The following is a 14,327-nucleotide window of genomic DNA, read 5'->3' as shown; positions in this document are numbered from 1 at the left end:
CGGGTTCAGGGGGTCGTCGACAAGCGACGAGTCCTTAGCGTGCCCTCTCGACGATCTCGATCAGGGTGAAGTGCTTGTCCTTGGACAGCGGGCGGCACTCCTGAATGCGAACCATATCGCCGACGCCGGCGGTGTTCTCTTCGTCGTGTGCCTTCACGCGCTTGGACTGGCGCATGATCTTGCCGTACAGGGCGTGGGACTTGCGGTCCTCCAGCTGTACAACAATGGTCTTGTCCATCTTGTCGGAGACGACGTAGCCACGGCGAATCTTGCGAGCGCCCTGGGAGTCGTTCTGTTCGGTGGTTTCAGTCACGTTTGCCTCACTCATATCTAAGCCTCAGCTCCCGGGACGACGGACAGGCCGAGCTCACGCTCGCGAAGCACGGTGTAGATACGTGCGATGTCGCGCTTGACCGTGGAGATACGGCGGTTGTTGGTCAGCTGGCCGGTAGCAAGCTGGAAGCGCAGGTTGAACAGCTCTTCCTTTGCCTCTGCCAGACGCTCGTTGAGCTCGTCGTTGGACAGCTCGCGGAATTCGTGTGCGGGGGTTCCTGCAGCCATTAGTACTGGTCCTCCTTCGAAATGATGCGGACCTTCATCGGCAGCTTCTGAGCTGCGCGGCGCAGTGCTTCCACTGCAACGCTGTCATCTGGGTAGGACATCTCAAACAGGATGCGGCCAGGCTTGACGTTGGCAACCCACTTCTCGACAGGGCCCTTACCGGAACCCATACGAACGCCGAGTGGCTTCTGGGTCAGTGGACGGTCCGGGAAGATCGTGATCCAGACCTTGCCACCACGCTTGACGTGGCGGTTGATCGCAATACGGCCGGCCTCGATCTGACGGTTGGTGACGTATGCAGGCTCCAGAGCCTGGATTGCGTAGTCACCGAACTGAATCTTGTTACCGCCCTTGGACACGCCCGAACGGGTCGGACGGTGCTGGCGACGGTACTTAACGCGCTTAGGGATAAGCATAAGGTTTATGCCTCCTTCTTCTGCTCAGCGCGCTGACGGCGCTGGCCACCGCGGCGTGGGCGACGATCGCCACGGCCACGACGCTCATTGTTCGGTGCGTTGAGTTCGGACTCACGGACGCCGCCAACGACGTCGCCCTTGTAGATCCAGACCTTCACGCCGATGCGGCCGAAGGTGGTGTGAGCCTCTGCGAAGCCGTAGTCGATCTCTGCACGCAGGGTGTGCAGTGGAACGCGGCCTTCGTGGTAACGCTCAACGCGGGACATTTCTGCGCCACCGAGACGGCCGGAGCAGAGCACCTTGATGCCCTTGACCTGTGGCTGACGCATAGCGGACTGGATCGACTTGCGCATTGCACGACGGAATGCGACACGGTTGACCAGCTGCTCAGCGATCGACTGCGCAACGAGGTTAGCGTTGGCGTCGACGTTCTTGACCTCGAGGATGTTCAGCGCAACCATCTTGCCAGTGAGCTTCTCCAGCTCACGGCGGATGCGGTCAGCCTCGGAGCCACGGCGGCCAATCACGATGCCCGGGCGGGCGGTGTGAATGTCAACGCGGACACGGTCACGAGTGCGCTCGATGACAACATCAGCGATACCTGCGCGGTCCAGTCCAGTGGACAGGAACTCGCGGATCTTGATGTCTTCAGCGACGTACTCAGAGTAGTTCTTGTCGGCGTACCAGTGGGACTTCCAGTCTGCGGTAATTCCCAACCGTAGGCCGTGTGGGTGGATTTTCTGACCCATTACTTAGCCCCTTCCTTGGCTGCGTCTTCCGACGCGACGACAACAGTGATGTGGGAGGTGCGCTTACGGATCTGGAAGGCGCGGCCCTGTGCACGCGGCTGGTAGCGGCGCATGGTTGGGCCTTCGGTCGCGTAGCACTCGGATACGACGAGGGTGCGTGGGTCCAGGCCGAAGTTGTTCTCGGCGTTGGCTGCTGCCGAAGCGACGACCTTAGCGACAGGCTTTGCTGCGCCCTGTGGTGCGTACTTCAGGATAGCCAGGGCCTCGGACACGGACTTGCCGCGGACGAGATCCAAAACTCGGTTGACCTTCATCTGAGAGATGCGGACGTACTTGGCCGTCGCGCTTGCGGAGGTGATGGTGTCACTCATCGCTTATCGACGTCCCTTCTGGTCCTTGACGTGACCCTTAAAGGTCTTTGTTGGTGCAAACTCGCCGAGCTTGTGGCCGACCATGGACTCATCGACGAACACTGGCACGTGCTTGCGGCCGTCGTGGACGGCGAAAGTGTGGCCAATGAAGTCAGGGAGAATGGTCGAACGGCGAGACCAGGTCTTGATGACCTGCTTGGTGTTCTTCTCGTTCTGAGCATCAACCTTGTTGAGGAGGTGCTCATCGACGAACGGGCCCTTCTTTAGGCTGCGTGGCATGTCTGTTTACCTCCTCTTAGCGGCTCTTGTTCGAACGACGACGACGAACAATCATGTTGTTGGAATAACGGTTTGGCTTGCGGGTACGAACTTCCTTCTGGCCCCAAGGGGACACTGGGTGACGACCACCGGAAGTCTTACCTTCACCACCACCGTGTGGGTGATCCACAGGGTTCATAACGACACCGCGGACCGTTGGGCGCCAACCCTTCCAGCGCATACGGCCAGCCTTACCCCAGCGGATGTTGATCTGGTCAGCGTTGCCGACCTCACCGATGGTGGCGCGGCAGCGGATGTCCACGCGGCGGATTTCGGAGGATGGCATACGCAGAACAGCGTAGGTGCCTTCCTTACCCAGCAGCTGGATCGAAGCGCCGGCGGAGCGTGCGAGCTTTGCACCTGCGCCTGGCTTCAGCTCCACTGCGTGGATGGTGGTACCGGTCGGGATGTTGCGCAGTGGCAGGTTGTTGCCCACCTTGATGTCTGCGTTTGGACCGGATTCGAGAATCATGCCCTGCTTCAGGCCCTTTGGTGCGATGATGTAACGCTTCTCGCCATCAAAGTAGTGCAGCAGTGCAATGTTTGCGGTGCGGTTCGGGTCGTACTCGATGTGAGCGACCTTTGCCTCTACGCCGTCCTTGTCATTACGACGGAAGTCGATGATGCGGTAGCGACGCTTGTGGCCGCCGCCGCGGTGACGGGTAGTGATGTGGCCCTTTTTGTTGCGGCCAGCCTTCTTCGGGAGCGGAGCCAGCAGGGTGCGTTCCGGAGTGGAGCGAGTGATTTCGCTGAACTCGGAAACGGAGCTGGCACGGCGACCCGGGGTTGTCGGCTTGTACTTACGAATAGCCATAATATGTCCTTTACTTCGAAGTCTTGGGCGGGCTTAGAGGTTGCCGCCGAAGATATCGATGGAGTCGCTGCCATCGCGGAGAGTAACATATGCGCGCTTGGTGTCGTTGCGCTTACCGAAACCGGTGCGGGAGCGCTTGCGCTTTCCCTCGCGGTTGACGGTGTTCACGGACGCCACCGAGACGCCGAAGATGTCCTCCACGGCAATCTTGATCTGGGTCTTGTTTGCAGAACGGTCCACCAGGAAGGTGTAGGTGTCCTGCTCCATCAGTGCGTAGGTCTTCTCAGACAGCACTGGTGCGATGATGATGTCGCGTGGGTTAACGGTCTTAGCCATTAGTTCGCCTCCTTGACCTTCTCATCCTGTGCAGCACCGGAGCGCTGGGACAGGGTGTGCAGAGCCTCGACGGAGAACACGACATCGTCCGACTTGAGGACGTCGTAGGTGTTCAGCTGCGTTGGCTCGAGGATGTGAACGTTCGGCAGGTTGTTTGCGCTGCGACGAGAGTTTACGTCCTCGCGGCCGACGACCAGCAGAACATTCTTACGGTCCGTCAGACGCTCGATGAATGCGCGAGCTTCCTTGGTGGATGGCTTCTGGCCTGGGACGAGCTCCTCAACCACGTGGATACGTGCGTTGCGGGCGCGGTCGGTCAGAGCACCAGCCAAAGCAGCCTTAATCATCTTCTTCGGGGTGCGCTGCGAGTAATCGCGTGGCACTGGTCCGTGAACGATGCCGCCGCCGGTGAACTGAGGTGCACGGATCGAGCCCTGGCGGGCGCGACCCGTACCCTTCTGGCGGTACGGCTTGCGGCCGCCGCCACGTACCTCTGCGCGGGTCTTCACCTTGTGAGTACCCTGGCGCGCTGCAGCAAGCTGTGCGGTGACAACTTGGTGCATCAGCGGGATGGAAGCTTCGCGGTCGAACAGTTCTGCCGGAAGCTCAACGGTTCCATTGGTCTTTCCGTCAGCGGTGTGGACGTCAAGAGTCAGGTTGGTCATGCGTGAGCACCGCCCTTCACTGCGGTCTTGACGGTAACAACGCTGCCCTTAGCACCAGGGATAGCACCCTTGATGAGGATCAGGTTGGATTCACCGTCGATCTTCTGAATCTTCAGGTTCTGGGTGGTCACCTTGTTCCCACCCATGCGGCCTGCCATGCGCTTACCTTTGAACACACGTCCTGGGGTTGCGGACTGGCCGATGGAACCAACGCGGCGGTGTGCCGCCTGGTTACCGTGTGCAGCACCCTGGCCGGCAAAGCCGTGACGCTTCATAGCGCCTGCGAAGCCGTGGCCCTTGGTGATACCGGTGACGTCAACGAAGGACTCGCCCTCGAAGATATCCACGGTGAATTCCTGGCCAAGCTCGTAGCCAGAGACATCGTCCATGCGAAGCTCTGCGACGTAGCGGCGTGGGGTCACGCCTGCCTTCTTGAAGTGGCCAGCTGCTGGCTTGTTTGCCTTACGGGGATCGATCTCGCCGTAGGCGATCTGGATGGCGTTGTAGCCATCAACTTCTTCGGTGCGAATCTGGGTAACCACGCACGGCCCAGCTTCCACGACGGTCACCGGGATAACACGGTTTTCGTCGTCGAAGATCTGAGTCATGCCGAGCTTTTTGCCCAGAATGCCCTTGATCTCTGTGTTAGTCATTGTTTGTTCTCCGCTACAAAAGTCTTCGGGGATCAGCGATTACTGAATGTTCACGTCGACGCTAGCCGGAAGATCGATGCGCATCAGAGCGTCAACGGTCTTCGGGGTTGGGTCGAGGATGTCGATCAGGCGCTTGTGAGTGCGCATCTCGAAGTGCTCGCGAGAGTCCTTGTATTTGTGTGGAGAACGAATAACGGCCCATACGTTCTTTTCGGTTGGCAATGGCACAGGTCCAACGACACGTGCACCCGTGCGGGTGACCGTTTCGACGATCTTCTTTGCAGATGCGTCGATGGCTTCGTGGTCGTAGGCCTTCAGCCGAATGCGGATCTTTTGTCCCGCCACGCTTTCCTCTTCCTCGCATCCGCTCCACTTACTGCGTCCCACCTGGGTGAGACGTAGGTGAAGCGGTTTAGCTTCTCGATTTCTCTATAACGTTGTCCGGGACTAGGCCACGGCTCCAACGCCAGTGTCTTATTCTTGATGACTGTCTTGACACGACCCGGTAGATAACTGGAGCGGGCGAATAAACGCGCGCCAATCAGTGCTGCCGCCACGTGCTCGTCGATAAGCGTCGAGCGCGGGATGTCAGACTCGGAAGGAAACGTTCTGCCCCCAGGTTTCCCAGGAGATAGAAAGCGTGTGCCTTACGTACTGCCGCTGTTTATTTGCCATGCCCCTTCTCCGGTCCCCGGTCTCGGAAGTGCCCATTGGCCTGTACCCGATCTCGGAGCCTTCGTCAGGTTCCCGCCTTACGTCGATTGCCTGTGCAAAGGTGTCATGTTCGCCTCACCAGCACCGAATACCTCACAGCATGTCTGCTATGAACGCGTTCGGCGTTGTTAAAGCAACCTGTGTATTAAAGCATGCTTTGACCCGAAAAGACAAATAACGTGCGCGAGCAATTTCTGTAGAGTTAGTGCTATCGATGCGTTTCGCGGTTGAGCGGGCTTTTCGACGACACATGGCACGCCGAAAGTGCACCCAACCCCACGCATTCAGAGACTGAGTTCACAGTTTGAGCGTATTGAAAGGTTACTCATGACTTCGTCCACTACCCCCGATACCCCAACACCCAAGGACCCTACCCCGCCGCGCGAGCCCAACCTCAACCTTGTGACGGAATACGGCACCACCATCATTGAGGACACCGTGGTGGGCAAGATCGCTGGCCTGGCTGCGCGCGAGGTCTCCGGCGTCTACAACCTCGGTGGCGGCGCCGCACGCATGGTGGGCGCGATCCGCGAATCCCTGACCGCGTCCTCGAATGTCCAGCAGGGCGTCACCGTCGAGGTGGTTGAGGGACACGTCTCCGTGGGTGTTGCGATCATCGCTGAGTACGGTGTGGCTATCCACGAGCTGGCACAGGCGATCCGCCAGAACATCATGACGGCGATTACTCGGATGACCGGGTTGATCGTCGACAAGGTCGATGTGACCGTCCATGACGTCCACCTGCCGAACCTGGATGACAACGGCGAGGACTACAAGCAGGTAGAACAGTAATCCCCACAGATGATGATTGATATCGACGATGCAACCTTCGCCCAGGCGGCCGTTCTGGCTATTGACGGTGTAGCCGCCATGCACCCCGGGCGCTACGGCGAAGTGGCGTTGCTCTACCCCAATGAGCGGGTGGTTGGCCTCAAGCCGCTGTCGCGCGACGGCGAGGAAGGCTTGGAAGCCCACGTAGTGGTGGATGTCGATGCCGGACGCAACGTGTATGACGTTGCCGAGGCCGTACGCCATGCCGTCCGCAGCGCCACTGGGTTGAACGTGGTGGACGTGACCATCGGCGATGTCATCTCCAGCTCGCAGGGCGCTTCCGGGCCTGATAATGAAACAAAGAGGCAGCTATGAAAAACTTTGAGAACAAGACGCTACTCGGCATTGTCATCGGCGTAGTGCTGGCCTTTTCCGTCATTATCGGCGGCTGGTCCGGGCCCCTGTGGGTCCTGCTATTCGGCGCGATCGGTGGCGTCGTCGGCGCCCAACTCGACGGCAAACTGGACGTCGCAGAGATGATCAGCACGCTTTCCGGTAAAGGTCGTAGCTCATGAGTACGCCCGAGAACGAACAGCTTCACGACGAACACACCACCCGTATCGCCGAGCGCATCTTCGAAAAGATTGCCGTGGTTGCCACCGAGACCGTCCCCGGTGCCATCACACGCGACGCGAAACTTGCGGGACTGGCCGGCAGCCGGCTTCCGAAGTATGTGGCGATTATGGACCGGCCCTGCAAGAAGGTGTCTTTTGACGCAGAGCTAGCACTCCAGTTCCCTGCCCCGGCTCGCGCAATCGTGGAGCGCGTGCGCGAAACGGTCAGCGAGCACGTCTACCGCATGACGGGTTTTGAGGTCGCCCGCATCAACATCACCGTATCCACCTTTGCCGAATGCTCCGAAGGCCACCGCATCACCCGCCAGCAACTCGCAGAGCACAGTCCAACAGTATGGACCACACCTATTCGCGNATCGACGAAGAAGCTGCGCTCCTTCCAAGTGAAGCAGCATGCACCGCTGCGACCAATCGTCGTTAAGTCCCCGCGTCCGCTGCGGCCACCGGCGGTGCCTCAACCTGTTCCGTTGCGTCCGATTACCGTGTCACCGATAGGAGAATTTGTATGAGTACACCCGGTAAAGGCACTGGTGTAGGTGCAGAGCCCCGGCCCCATCCTGCCGCGCGAGTGCTCACTGTCGTCCTTGGGGTCGTGCTGCTGATCCTTGCCGGCGTTGCGATCCGTGATGCGTGGTTCCTTTTTAAGGGCACCGACCCAGCTGAAGGCTGGATCGCTACTGCGCTTGATTTCTTGGCTACCGCCGAGGTGGACATGCTTGGCGTTATCATCGGCGTGGTGGTCGCGCTGGTGGGCCTGTGGCTGATGGTTGCTGCGCTGCGGCCGCGCCGGCGCACCCACATGCGCGTGGCTGCGAATTCTTCGGTGTGGATGCGGCCTGTGGATGTCGCGCGAAAATCTACCGCAGCTGTGCGTCGCGATTTCGGCTCTGACGACATCAGCTCGCGCGCCAACCGCAAGCGCTTGACAGTTGCTATGGCCCACAGCGATGGCAGCGAAGAGCTTGCTGAAGAGATCCAGAATTCTCTGCGTTCGGAACTAGCTGTGTTGGTGAAGCCACCGCGGATCACCGTGCAGGTGGACCCCGTTGAGCCCCGGGAGGTCCAGTGAAGACCTCTCTTGCTGTCATCGACCGCCTAACCATCTTTTTGGTTGGCGTCCTGCTTCTGGTTGCAGGGCTGGTCCCCGCCGGGCTGTTTTTTGACATCCCCTACGTCAGCGACTGGCTACGCGGCATCGACCGTTCCGTGCTGACCGATACCGCTGACAGCGGCTGGTATATCTGGGCCCTCATCGCGCTTGCGGCGCTGCTGATCATCGGTGGTGTCTCGATGATGGTGAACAACTTGCGCGGCCGAGGATTCTCCAAGCGCGAAGTCACCGGCGAGGACGATCCTGGGACAACCACGATCCACTTGGCGAAGTTTGCCCAAGCCATTGGCAATTACCTCTGCCAGAACGAGGCCATCAACAAGGTGGATACGTCTGTAGCAACCATTGGGAAGCGCCCGACGATTACCTTTACCCTTGACACCGACCCCTCCGCGGACCTCCAGGCGATCGTCGACCTGATCGACGGCATGGAAGTTGATCTGCGGGATGCAGTTGAGGACATGGACATCGACACGGTCTACAAACTGCATCTCTCCCGCGTGGAGCTTTAATCTTCCAGCAGGACGACCGTGTCGACGATCCCTAGCTCCTCCTGCCCTTGTGGCGTGTCCACCACCAACGGCTGACCAACGCTACACGTGGCCACCCGCGTCCATTTCTTCGTAGAGGTATCGACGTGCCGGCGCTGGGCATCCCAGGTAGATAGCGAGTGCCCGAGCACATGGCGCCGCCCATCAGTGGTGGTAATCAACCATTCCCTGTTGTCCCTGTCGGCTCGCTCTAACCCGTCGAGAGTGGTCGCGCGCGTGTTTTCGTCGTCAAGCACCGTGATGAGTGTTACGATTCCGAGCTTGTGCTCAATGCCCTCGTGATCAGTCAGCACAAGAAGTCGACCTGGTCCTGTGGGCCGTAGAGCGGCGTAGCCCCACACACCTGGCTGTCGCTGAGACTCAGATGCTACCCGGACGATAACTTCAGTGGGGGTGCATGTGACGCGCAAATCCGGATTGGTCGTGGTGACCAGCGCGGAAGTTGTGGCGCGCCCCGATTCGTCGCGTGGCAGGTCAGCCGGGTGGCGTAGGGCTTCTTCACGTAGGGCGGCGATGAGTTCCTCGTCGGTAGTTCCCCAGGCCACTCCCCTATTGGCCAAGATGCCGAAGAGGGTGGGAAGACTTATGTTGGGCTGGCCTTCCCACGTGGTGCGTAACTCTTCGAGGACTCGCGGGATACGGGTGGGATCTTCCATGAGGGTTAATCCTACGCGGTTGCGCGCGCTATCTTGAGCCAGGCAAAGCAAAACGCCGCCGGACACAATGTGTCTGGCGGCGTTAGACGTTAACGCTAGATGCCTAGCGCGTCAGTTGGATCACTCGATGATCTTGGTGACGCGGCCTGCACCAACGGTACGGGAGCCCTCGCGGATAGCGAAGCGCAGGCCCTCGTCCATTGCGACAGGCTGGATCAGCTCGACGGACATGTCGACGTTGTCGCCTGGCATGACCATCTCGGTGCCCTCTGGCAGCTTGACAATGCCGGTCACGTCAGTGGTACGGAAGTAGAACTGAGGACGGTAGTTGTCGAAGAATGGGGTGTGGCGGCCGCCCTCGTCCTTGGACAGAACGTAGACGGAACCCTCGAACTTGGTGTGAGGAGTGTATGCGCCTGGCTTGATGATGACCTGGCCACGCTCAACATCCTCACGCTTGGTGCCGCGGAGCAGCAGTGCAGCGTTGTCGCCAGCCTCAGCGGTGTCGAGAAGCTTGTTAAACATCTCGATGGAGGTGACGGTGGTGGTGACTGGCTTTTCCTTGATGCCGATGATCTCAACGTCATCGTTGACGTTCAGGACACCACGCTCAACACGGCCGGTCACGACGGTGCCGCGGCCGGAAATGGTGAAGATGTCCTCAACTGGCATCAGGAAGTCACGGTCGGTCTCGCGGACTGGGTCTGGGATGGACTCGTCGCAAGCTTCCATCAGCTCGACGATGGAGTCGACCCACTTCTGCTCGCCGTTCAGGGCGCCCAGAGCGGAGATCTGAACGATTGGAGCCTCTTCGTCATAGTCCTGCTCAGCCAGAAGCTCGCGGACCTCCATCTCGACGAGCTCGATGATTTCCTCATCGTCAACCATGTCGCACTTGTTCAGTGCAACGAGGATGTAAGGAACGCCAACCTGGCGAGCCAGCAGAACGTGCTCACGGGTCTGAGGCATTGGGCCGTCAGTTGCAGCAACAACCAGGATTGCGCCGTCCATCTGAGCTGCGCCGGTGATCATGTTCTTGATGTAGTCGGCGTGGCCTGGAGCGTCAACGTGCGCGTAGTGGCGCTTAGGGGTGTTGTACTCCACGTGGGAGATGTTGATGGTAATACCACGCTCGCGCTCCTCAGGAGCCTTGTCAATCGCGTCGTATGCGAAGGACTCGTTCTCCTCAGGGTACTGGTCTGCAAGCACCTTGGTGATTGCAGCGGTGGTGGTGGTCTTACCGTGGTCAACGTGACCGATGGTGCCGATGTTAACGTGCGGCTTTGTACGCTCGAACTTCGCCTTTGCCACTGTATGTCCTCCTGGACTTCATTGTGGCTACGACTCTCGCAGCCACGGGGTTTACAGATGCCTCGCCGATACCCCGCCTAGTGTGGGAGGTTTCGACTACGGCCATTTCACAATGTGCCAGTTACATGATCCTAGATTTCTCGAGGCCGTTTTTCAAACTGACAGCACGCGGACGTGATATCAATCTTCGGCCGATTCAAGATCTTGAATCAACCTAGAGGGTAACGGCCGGCTCAAACACCACAGTGACCGGGTGGTATCTCAGCCCAGCCGCAACCGCCTAGAAGATTTTGTTATTGCTTCCCTACTGCGTGGGGCCCTGGCACAGAGCCCCCGCGCAGCCCCGAGAGGTTTTACCCCGGGGAAAGAAGCCACTCTCGCATTTTACCGCGAACGGTTTCCTGCGCGACGATCGGTTCCGGCTTATGCGTTGCCGTTGCGCTCGTCGATGATCTCCTGAGCCACGGAGGATGGAACCTCAGCGTAGGAATCGAAGACCATGGTGAAGTTTGCGCGGCCAGCAGTGCTGGAACGCAGGTCACCAATGTAACCGAACATCTCGGACAATGGAACCTTCGCCTTGACAACCTTCGCGCCGGAGCGGTCCTCCATTGCGTGGACCTGGCCACGACGGGAGCTGATGTCGCCGTTGACTGCACCCATGTATTCCTCTGGGGTGACAACTTCAACAGCCATCACTGGCTCCAGCAGAACTGGCTTCGCCTTGGCGACAGCTTCCTTCAGCAGCTGGGAACCAGCCAGCTTGAAGGCCATCTCCGAGGAGTCAACGTCGTGGTACGCGCCATCTTCCAGCGTTGCCTTGATGTTAACCAGTGGGTAGCCAGCCAGGTAGCCGTACTGCATTGCGTCCTGGATACCTGCATCCACGGATGGGATGTATTCCTTTGGAACGCGGCCACCAGTGACCTCGTTGACGAACTTGTACGAAGGGGAATCGCCCTCTTCCAGCTCAGATGGGTCTGGGTTGTAAGGCTCGATGGTAACGATGACCTTTGCGAACTGACCCGAACCACCAGTCTGCTTCTTGTGGGTGTAGTCGAGGGACTCCACCTTCTTGCGGATGGTCTCGCGGTAAGCAACCTGTGGGGAACCGATATTCGCCTCAACCTTGAATTCGCGCTTCATACGGTCAACAAGAACGTCAAGGTGCAGCTCGCCCATGCCGCCAATCACGGTCTGGCCGGACTCTTCGTCCAAACGGACGGTGAAGGTTGGGTCCTCTTCAGACAGCTTCTGAATAGCGGTACCAAGCTTCTCCTGGTCAGCCTTGGTCTTTGGCTCAATAGCAACCTGGATCACAGGATCCGGGAAGTCCATGGACTCAAGGATGATCGGGTTCGCTGGGTCACACAGGGTGTCACCGGTAGTGGTGTGCTTCAGACCGATGAACGCGTAGATGTTACCCGCATCAGCGTGCTCAACCGGGTTCTCCTTGTTCGCGTGCATCTGGAACAGCTTGCCCACGCGCTCCCTAGAGTTCTTCGTGGAGTTCAGCATCTGCTCGCCTGGGTTGGCCTGGCCGGAGTAGACGCGGACGTAGGTGAGCTTACCGAAGAATGGGTGAACTGCGATCTTGAATGCCAGTGCGGAGAATGGGGACTCCACGGATGGCGTACGGGTCAGCTCCTTGGACTCGTCGTCCATTGCGACACCGTGAACCTCGCCCACGTCGAGTGGATTAGGCAGGAAGTCAACGACTGCGTCCAGCAGTGGCTGGATGCCCTTGTTGCGGTATGCGGTACCGCAGTACACAGGGTAGATCTCAGAGTTGACCACCATCTTGCGGATGGCGCCCTTGATCTCGTCGATGGTCAGCTCTTCGCCGCCGAAGTACTTCTCCATGAGCTCTTCATCGGACTCAGCAACGGTCTCGATGAGCTTCTCGCGGTACTCTTCAGCACGCTCCTGCAGGTCTGCTGGGATCTCCTCAACAGTTGCCTCAGCGCCAACCTCAACCTTGCCGCGCCAGGTCAGTGCCTTCATTTCGAGCAGGTCGACAACGCCGTCGAAGTCGTCCTCTGCACCGATTGGCAGCTGCATGACCAATGGCTTCGCGCCCAGGCGGTCCTCGATGGTGCCAACGGTGAAGTAGAAGTCTGCACCGAGTTTGTCCATCTTGTTGACGAAGCAGATACGTGGAACGTCGTACTTCGCAGCCTGACGCCACACCTGCTCAGACTGTGGCTCCACACCTTCCTTGCCGTCGAAGACAGCAACCGCGCCGTCCAGGACACGCAGGGAACGCTCCACCTCAACGGTGAAGTCCACGTGCCCAGGGGTGTCAATGATGTTGATCTGGTTGCCTTCCCAGAAACAGGTCACGGCTGCAGAAGTAATCGTGATGCCACGCTCCTGCTCCTGCTCCATCCAGTCGGTGGTCGCGCCACCGTCGTGGGTCTCGCCAACCTTGCGATTGATACCCGTGTAGAACAGGATTCGCTCAGTAGTGGTGGTCTTACCGGCATCGATGTGCGCCATGATGCCGATGTTGCGCACCTTGTTCAGGTCCTTAAGCACTTCTTGTGCCACAGTATTACCCCAACTTAGTTTGTCGTTGACGTCTTGCCTTCAGGCGACGCCGTTTGTGAATAGTTCTCGATCAATTGTGCCACTACTTGTCGGATGTGGCAGCGTGAGCGGGGGTAGAAGGCATCTCTGCTTCCTCACCCGCAATAAGCCAATGACCCGAACGCGGTAGAAACTCCACGCTTACGCAACTGTATGCAGTTCGCGAACGCTTCGTCGTCCACCGGCGGCCGGGTCTTTAGCAGTGTTCATATAAAGGCTCTGATTACCAGCGGTAGTGAGCGAATGCACGGTTAGCCTCAGCCATCTTGTGCATGTCCTCACGACGCTTCACAGATGCACCGAGACCGTTCGACGCATCGAGGATCTCATTAGCCAGACGCTCCACCATCGAGTTCTCACGACGCTGACGGGTGAACATCACCATCCAGCGCAGTGCGAGGGTGTTGGAACGGCCTGGGCGGACCTCAACTGGAACCTGGTAGGTTGCGCCACCAACACGGCGGGAGCGAACCTCAAGGTCTGGGCGAATGTTGCCCAGTGCCTTCTCCAGGGTGCCCACTGGGTCGGTACCGGTCTTCTCACGGCACTTCTCAAGAGCGCCGTAAACAATGCGCTCTGCAACGGACTTCTTGCCGTCGACAAGCACCTTGTTAACCAGCTGGGTGACCAGCTCAGAGTCGTATACCGGGTCCTTGACTACTGCGCGCTTTGGCGCGGAATTCTTACGCATTTTTAGTTGCCACCCTTCTTTGCACCGTAGCGGGAGCGGGCCTGCTTGCGGTCCTTGACACCCTGGGTGTCCAGAGCGCCGCGGACGATCTTGTAGCGAACACCTGGGAGGTCCTTCACACGACCACCACGGACAAGCACCATGGAGTGCTCCTGGAGGTTGTGGCCCTCACCTGGGATGTAAGCAGAAACCTCAATACCGGACGTCAGGCGCACACGGGCAACCTTACGCAGTGCAGAGTTAGGCTTCTTCGGAGTGGTGGTGTACACGCGGGTGCACACGCCACGACGCTGCGGGGAACCCTTCAGGGCTGCCGTAGCAACCTTCTGGCTCTTATCGTGGCGGCCCTTGCGGACCAGCTGCTGGATAGTTGGCATGAACCGTCTTTCTGTTGATCTGATCGGCTTCCGGCCGG

The 14,327-nt window shown here is 59.0% G+C and carries 22 protein-coding genes; 6 read left to right on the top strand and 16 right to left on the bottom strand.

Features of this window, described 5'->3' with window-relative positions; all coding sequences use genetic code 11:
- Nucleotides 1-34 precede the first annotated feature (34 nt).
- The 11 genes from rpsQ to rpsJ are packed head-to-tail and all read right to left on the bottom strand — an operon-like array spanning nucleotide 35 to nucleotide 5,228.
- Nucleotides 35-328, bottom strand: a complete 294-nt coding sequence (gene rpsQ, locus B097_RS0105955; RefSeq protein WP_018581628.1) for a 30S ribosomal protein S17 — start codon at nucleotides 326-328, stop codon at nucleotides 35-37.
- A gap of 2 nt (nucleotides 329-330) precedes the next feature.
- Nucleotides 331-561 carry a 50S ribosomal protein L29 gene (rpmC, locus tag B097_RS0105950; protein WP_018581627.1) on the bottom strand — a complete coding sequence of 77 codons (231 nt, stop codon included), beginning with the start codon at nucleotides 559-561 and terminating at the stop codon, nucleotides 331-333.
- Complete coding sequence (gene rplP / locus B097_RS0105945) at nucleotides 561-977, bottom strand: 50S ribosomal protein L16 (protein ID WP_018581626.1); 417 nt, start codon at nucleotides 975-977, stop codon at nucleotides 561-563. The genes rpmC and rplP overlap by 1 nt, the downstream gene beginning before the upstream one ends.
- Before the next feature lie 5 nt (nucleotides 978-982).
- Nucleotides 983-1,726, bottom strand: coding sequence for a 30S ribosomal protein S3 (gene rpsC, locus B097_RS0105940; protein WP_018581625.1), 744 nt, complete (start codon nucleotides 1,724-1,726; stop codon nucleotides 983-985).
- A complete protein-coding gene (gene rplV, locus B097_RS0105935) occupies nucleotides 1,726-2,097 on the bottom strand; it encodes a 50S ribosomal protein L22 (RefSeq protein ID WP_018581624.1) in 372 nt (123 codons plus the stop codon). The genes rpsC and rplV overlap by 1 nt, the downstream gene beginning before the upstream one ends.
- Before the next feature lie 3 nt (nucleotides 2,098-2,100).
- Nucleotides 2,101-2,376, bottom strand: coding sequence for a 30S ribosomal protein S19 (gene rpsS, locus B097_RS0105930; protein ID WP_018581623.1), 276 nt, complete (start codon nucleotides 2,374-2,376; stop codon nucleotides 2,101-2,103).
- A 16-nt stretch (nucleotides 2,377-2,392) separates the two neighbouring features.
- Nucleotides 2,393-3,229, bottom strand: coding sequence for a 50S ribosomal protein L2 (gene rplB / locus B097_RS0105925; RefSeq protein WP_018581622.1), 837 nt, complete (start codon nucleotides 3,227-3,229; stop codon nucleotides 2,393-2,395).
- Nucleotides 3,230-3,262: 33 nt separating this feature from the next.
- Complete coding sequence (rplW, locus tag B097_RS0105920) at nucleotides 3,263-3,565, bottom strand: 50S ribosomal protein L23 (protein WP_018581621.1); 303 nt, start codon at nucleotides 3,563-3,565, stop codon at nucleotides 3,263-3,265.
- Nucleotides 3,565-4,230 carry a 50S ribosomal protein L4 gene (gene rplD, locus B097_RS0105915; RefSeq protein WP_018581620.1) on the bottom strand — a complete coding sequence of 222 codons (666 nt, stop codon included), beginning with the start codon at nucleotides 4,228-4,230 and terminating at the stop codon, nucleotides 3,565-3,567. The genes rplW and rplD overlap by 1 nt, the downstream gene beginning before the upstream one ends.
- Nucleotides 4,227-4,883 carry a 50S ribosomal protein L3 gene (gene rplC / locus B097_RS0105910; protein WP_018581619.1) on the bottom strand — a complete coding sequence of 219 codons (657 nt, stop codon included), beginning with the start codon at nucleotides 4,881-4,883 and terminating at the stop codon, nucleotides 4,227-4,229. The genes rplD and rplC overlap by 4 nt, the downstream gene beginning before the upstream one ends.
- 39 nt (nucleotides 4,884-4,922) lie before the next feature.
- A complete protein-coding gene (gene rpsJ, locus B097_RS0105905) occupies nucleotides 4,923-5,228 on the bottom strand; it encodes a 30S ribosomal protein S10 (protein ID WP_018297782.1) in 306 nt (101 codons plus the stop codon).
- A 696-nt stretch (nucleotides 5,229-5,924) separates the two neighbouring features.
- On the opposite strand from rpsJ, the gene B097_RS0105900 reads away from it, so the two are divergent.
- The 6 genes from B097_RS0105900 to B097_RS0105875 all read left to right on the top strand — a co-directional run bounded on the left by B097_RS0105900 (nucleotide 5,925) and on the right by B097_RS0105875 (nucleotide 8,626).
- Complete coding sequence (locus B097_RS0105900) at nucleotides 5,925-6,389, top strand: Asp23/Gls24 family envelope stress response protein (RefSeq protein ID WP_018581618.1); 465 nt, start codon at nucleotides 5,925-5,927, stop codon at nucleotides 6,387-6,389.
- 9 nt (nucleotides 6,390-6,398) lie between these two features.
- Nucleotides 6,399-6,743: an Asp23/Gls24 family envelope stress response protein gene (locus B097_RS0105895; RefSeq protein WP_018581617.1), complete on the top strand. Its 345-nt coding sequence runs from the start codon at nucleotides 6,399-6,401 to the stop codon at nucleotides 6,741-6,743.
- On the top strand, nucleotides 6,740-6,943 hold the full coding sequence (locus B097_RS0105890; protein ID WP_018581616.1) for a DUF2273 domain-containing protein: 204 nt from the start codon (nucleotides 6,740-6,742) through the stop codon (nucleotides 6,941-6,943). The genes B097_RS0105895 and B097_RS0105890 overlap by 4 nt, the downstream gene beginning before the upstream one ends.
- Nucleotides 6,940-7,512: an Asp23/Gls24 family envelope stress response protein gene (locus tag B097_RS0105885; protein WP_018581615.1), complete on the top strand. Its 573-nt coding sequence runs from the start codon at nucleotides 6,940-6,942 to the stop codon at nucleotides 7,510-7,512. Before B097_RS0105890 ends, B097_RS0105885 begins: the two co-directional genes overlap by 4 nt.
- Nucleotides 7,509-8,072 (top strand): Asp23/Gls24 family envelope stress response protein, encoded by a 564-nt coding sequence (locus B097_RS12585; RefSeq protein WP_048402690.1) that lies wholly within the window; start codon nucleotides 7,509-7,511, stop codon nucleotides 8,070-8,072. Before B097_RS0105885 ends, B097_RS12585 begins: the two co-directional genes overlap by 4 nt.
- Nucleotides 8,069-8,626: a hypothetical protein gene (locus B097_RS0105875; RefSeq protein ID WP_018581613.1), complete on the top strand. Its 558-nt coding sequence runs from the start codon at nucleotides 8,069-8,071 to the stop codon at nucleotides 8,624-8,626. Before B097_RS12585 ends, B097_RS0105875 begins: the two co-directional genes overlap by 4 nt.
- Here B097_RS0105875 and B097_RS0105870 read toward each other — a convergent pair.
- The 5 genes from B097_RS0105870 to rpsL form a co-directional block, all read right to left on the bottom strand.
- Nucleotides 8,623-9,321 carry a hypothetical protein gene (locus tag B097_RS0105870; RefSeq protein ID WP_018581612.1) on the bottom strand — a complete coding sequence of 233 codons (699 nt, stop codon included), beginning with the start codon at nucleotides 9,319-9,321 and terminating at the stop codon, nucleotides 8,623-8,625. The genes B097_RS0105875 and B097_RS0105870 overlap by 4 nt on opposite strands.
- A 120-nt stretch (nucleotides 9,322-9,441) precedes the next feature.
- The gene (gene tuf / locus B097_RS0105865) at nucleotides 9,442-10,632 is read right to left on the bottom strand and encodes an elongation factor Tu (RefSeq protein WP_018581611.1); all 1,191 of its coding nucleotides are present in this window, start codon (nucleotides 10,630-10,632) and stop codon (nucleotides 9,442-9,444) included.
- A 423-nt stretch (nucleotides 10,633-11,055) separates the two neighbouring features.
- Nucleotides 11,056-13,182, bottom strand: a complete 2,127-nt coding sequence (gene fusA / locus B097_RS0105860) for an elongation factor G (protein WP_018581610.1) — start codon at nucleotides 13,180-13,182, stop codon at nucleotides 11,056-11,058.
- 262 nt (nucleotides 13,183-13,444) lie between these two features.
- Nucleotides 13,445-13,912, bottom strand: coding sequence for a 30S ribosomal protein S7 (gene rpsG / locus B097_RS0105855; RefSeq protein WP_018581609.1), 468 nt, complete (start codon nucleotides 13,910-13,912; stop codon nucleotides 13,445-13,447).
- A gap of 2 nt (nucleotides 13,913-13,914) precedes the next feature.
- Nucleotides 13,915-14,289: a 30S ribosomal protein S12 gene (rpsL, locus tag B097_RS0105850; RefSeq protein WP_018581608.1), complete on the bottom strand. Its 375-nt coding sequence runs from the start codon at nucleotides 14,287-14,289 to the stop codon at nucleotides 13,915-13,917.
- Between the last annotated feature and the right edge of the window lie 38 nt (nucleotides 14,290-14,327).

Source organism: Corynebacterium pilosum DSM 20521 = CIP 103422 (assembly GCF_000373805.1).
GTDB lineage: Bacteria > Actinomycetota > Actinomycetes > Mycobacteriales > Mycobacteriaceae > Corynebacterium > Corynebacterium pilosum.
Note: the sequence above shows the minus strand (reverse complement) of the source record. Positions and strands in the feature narration are given on the sequence as shown.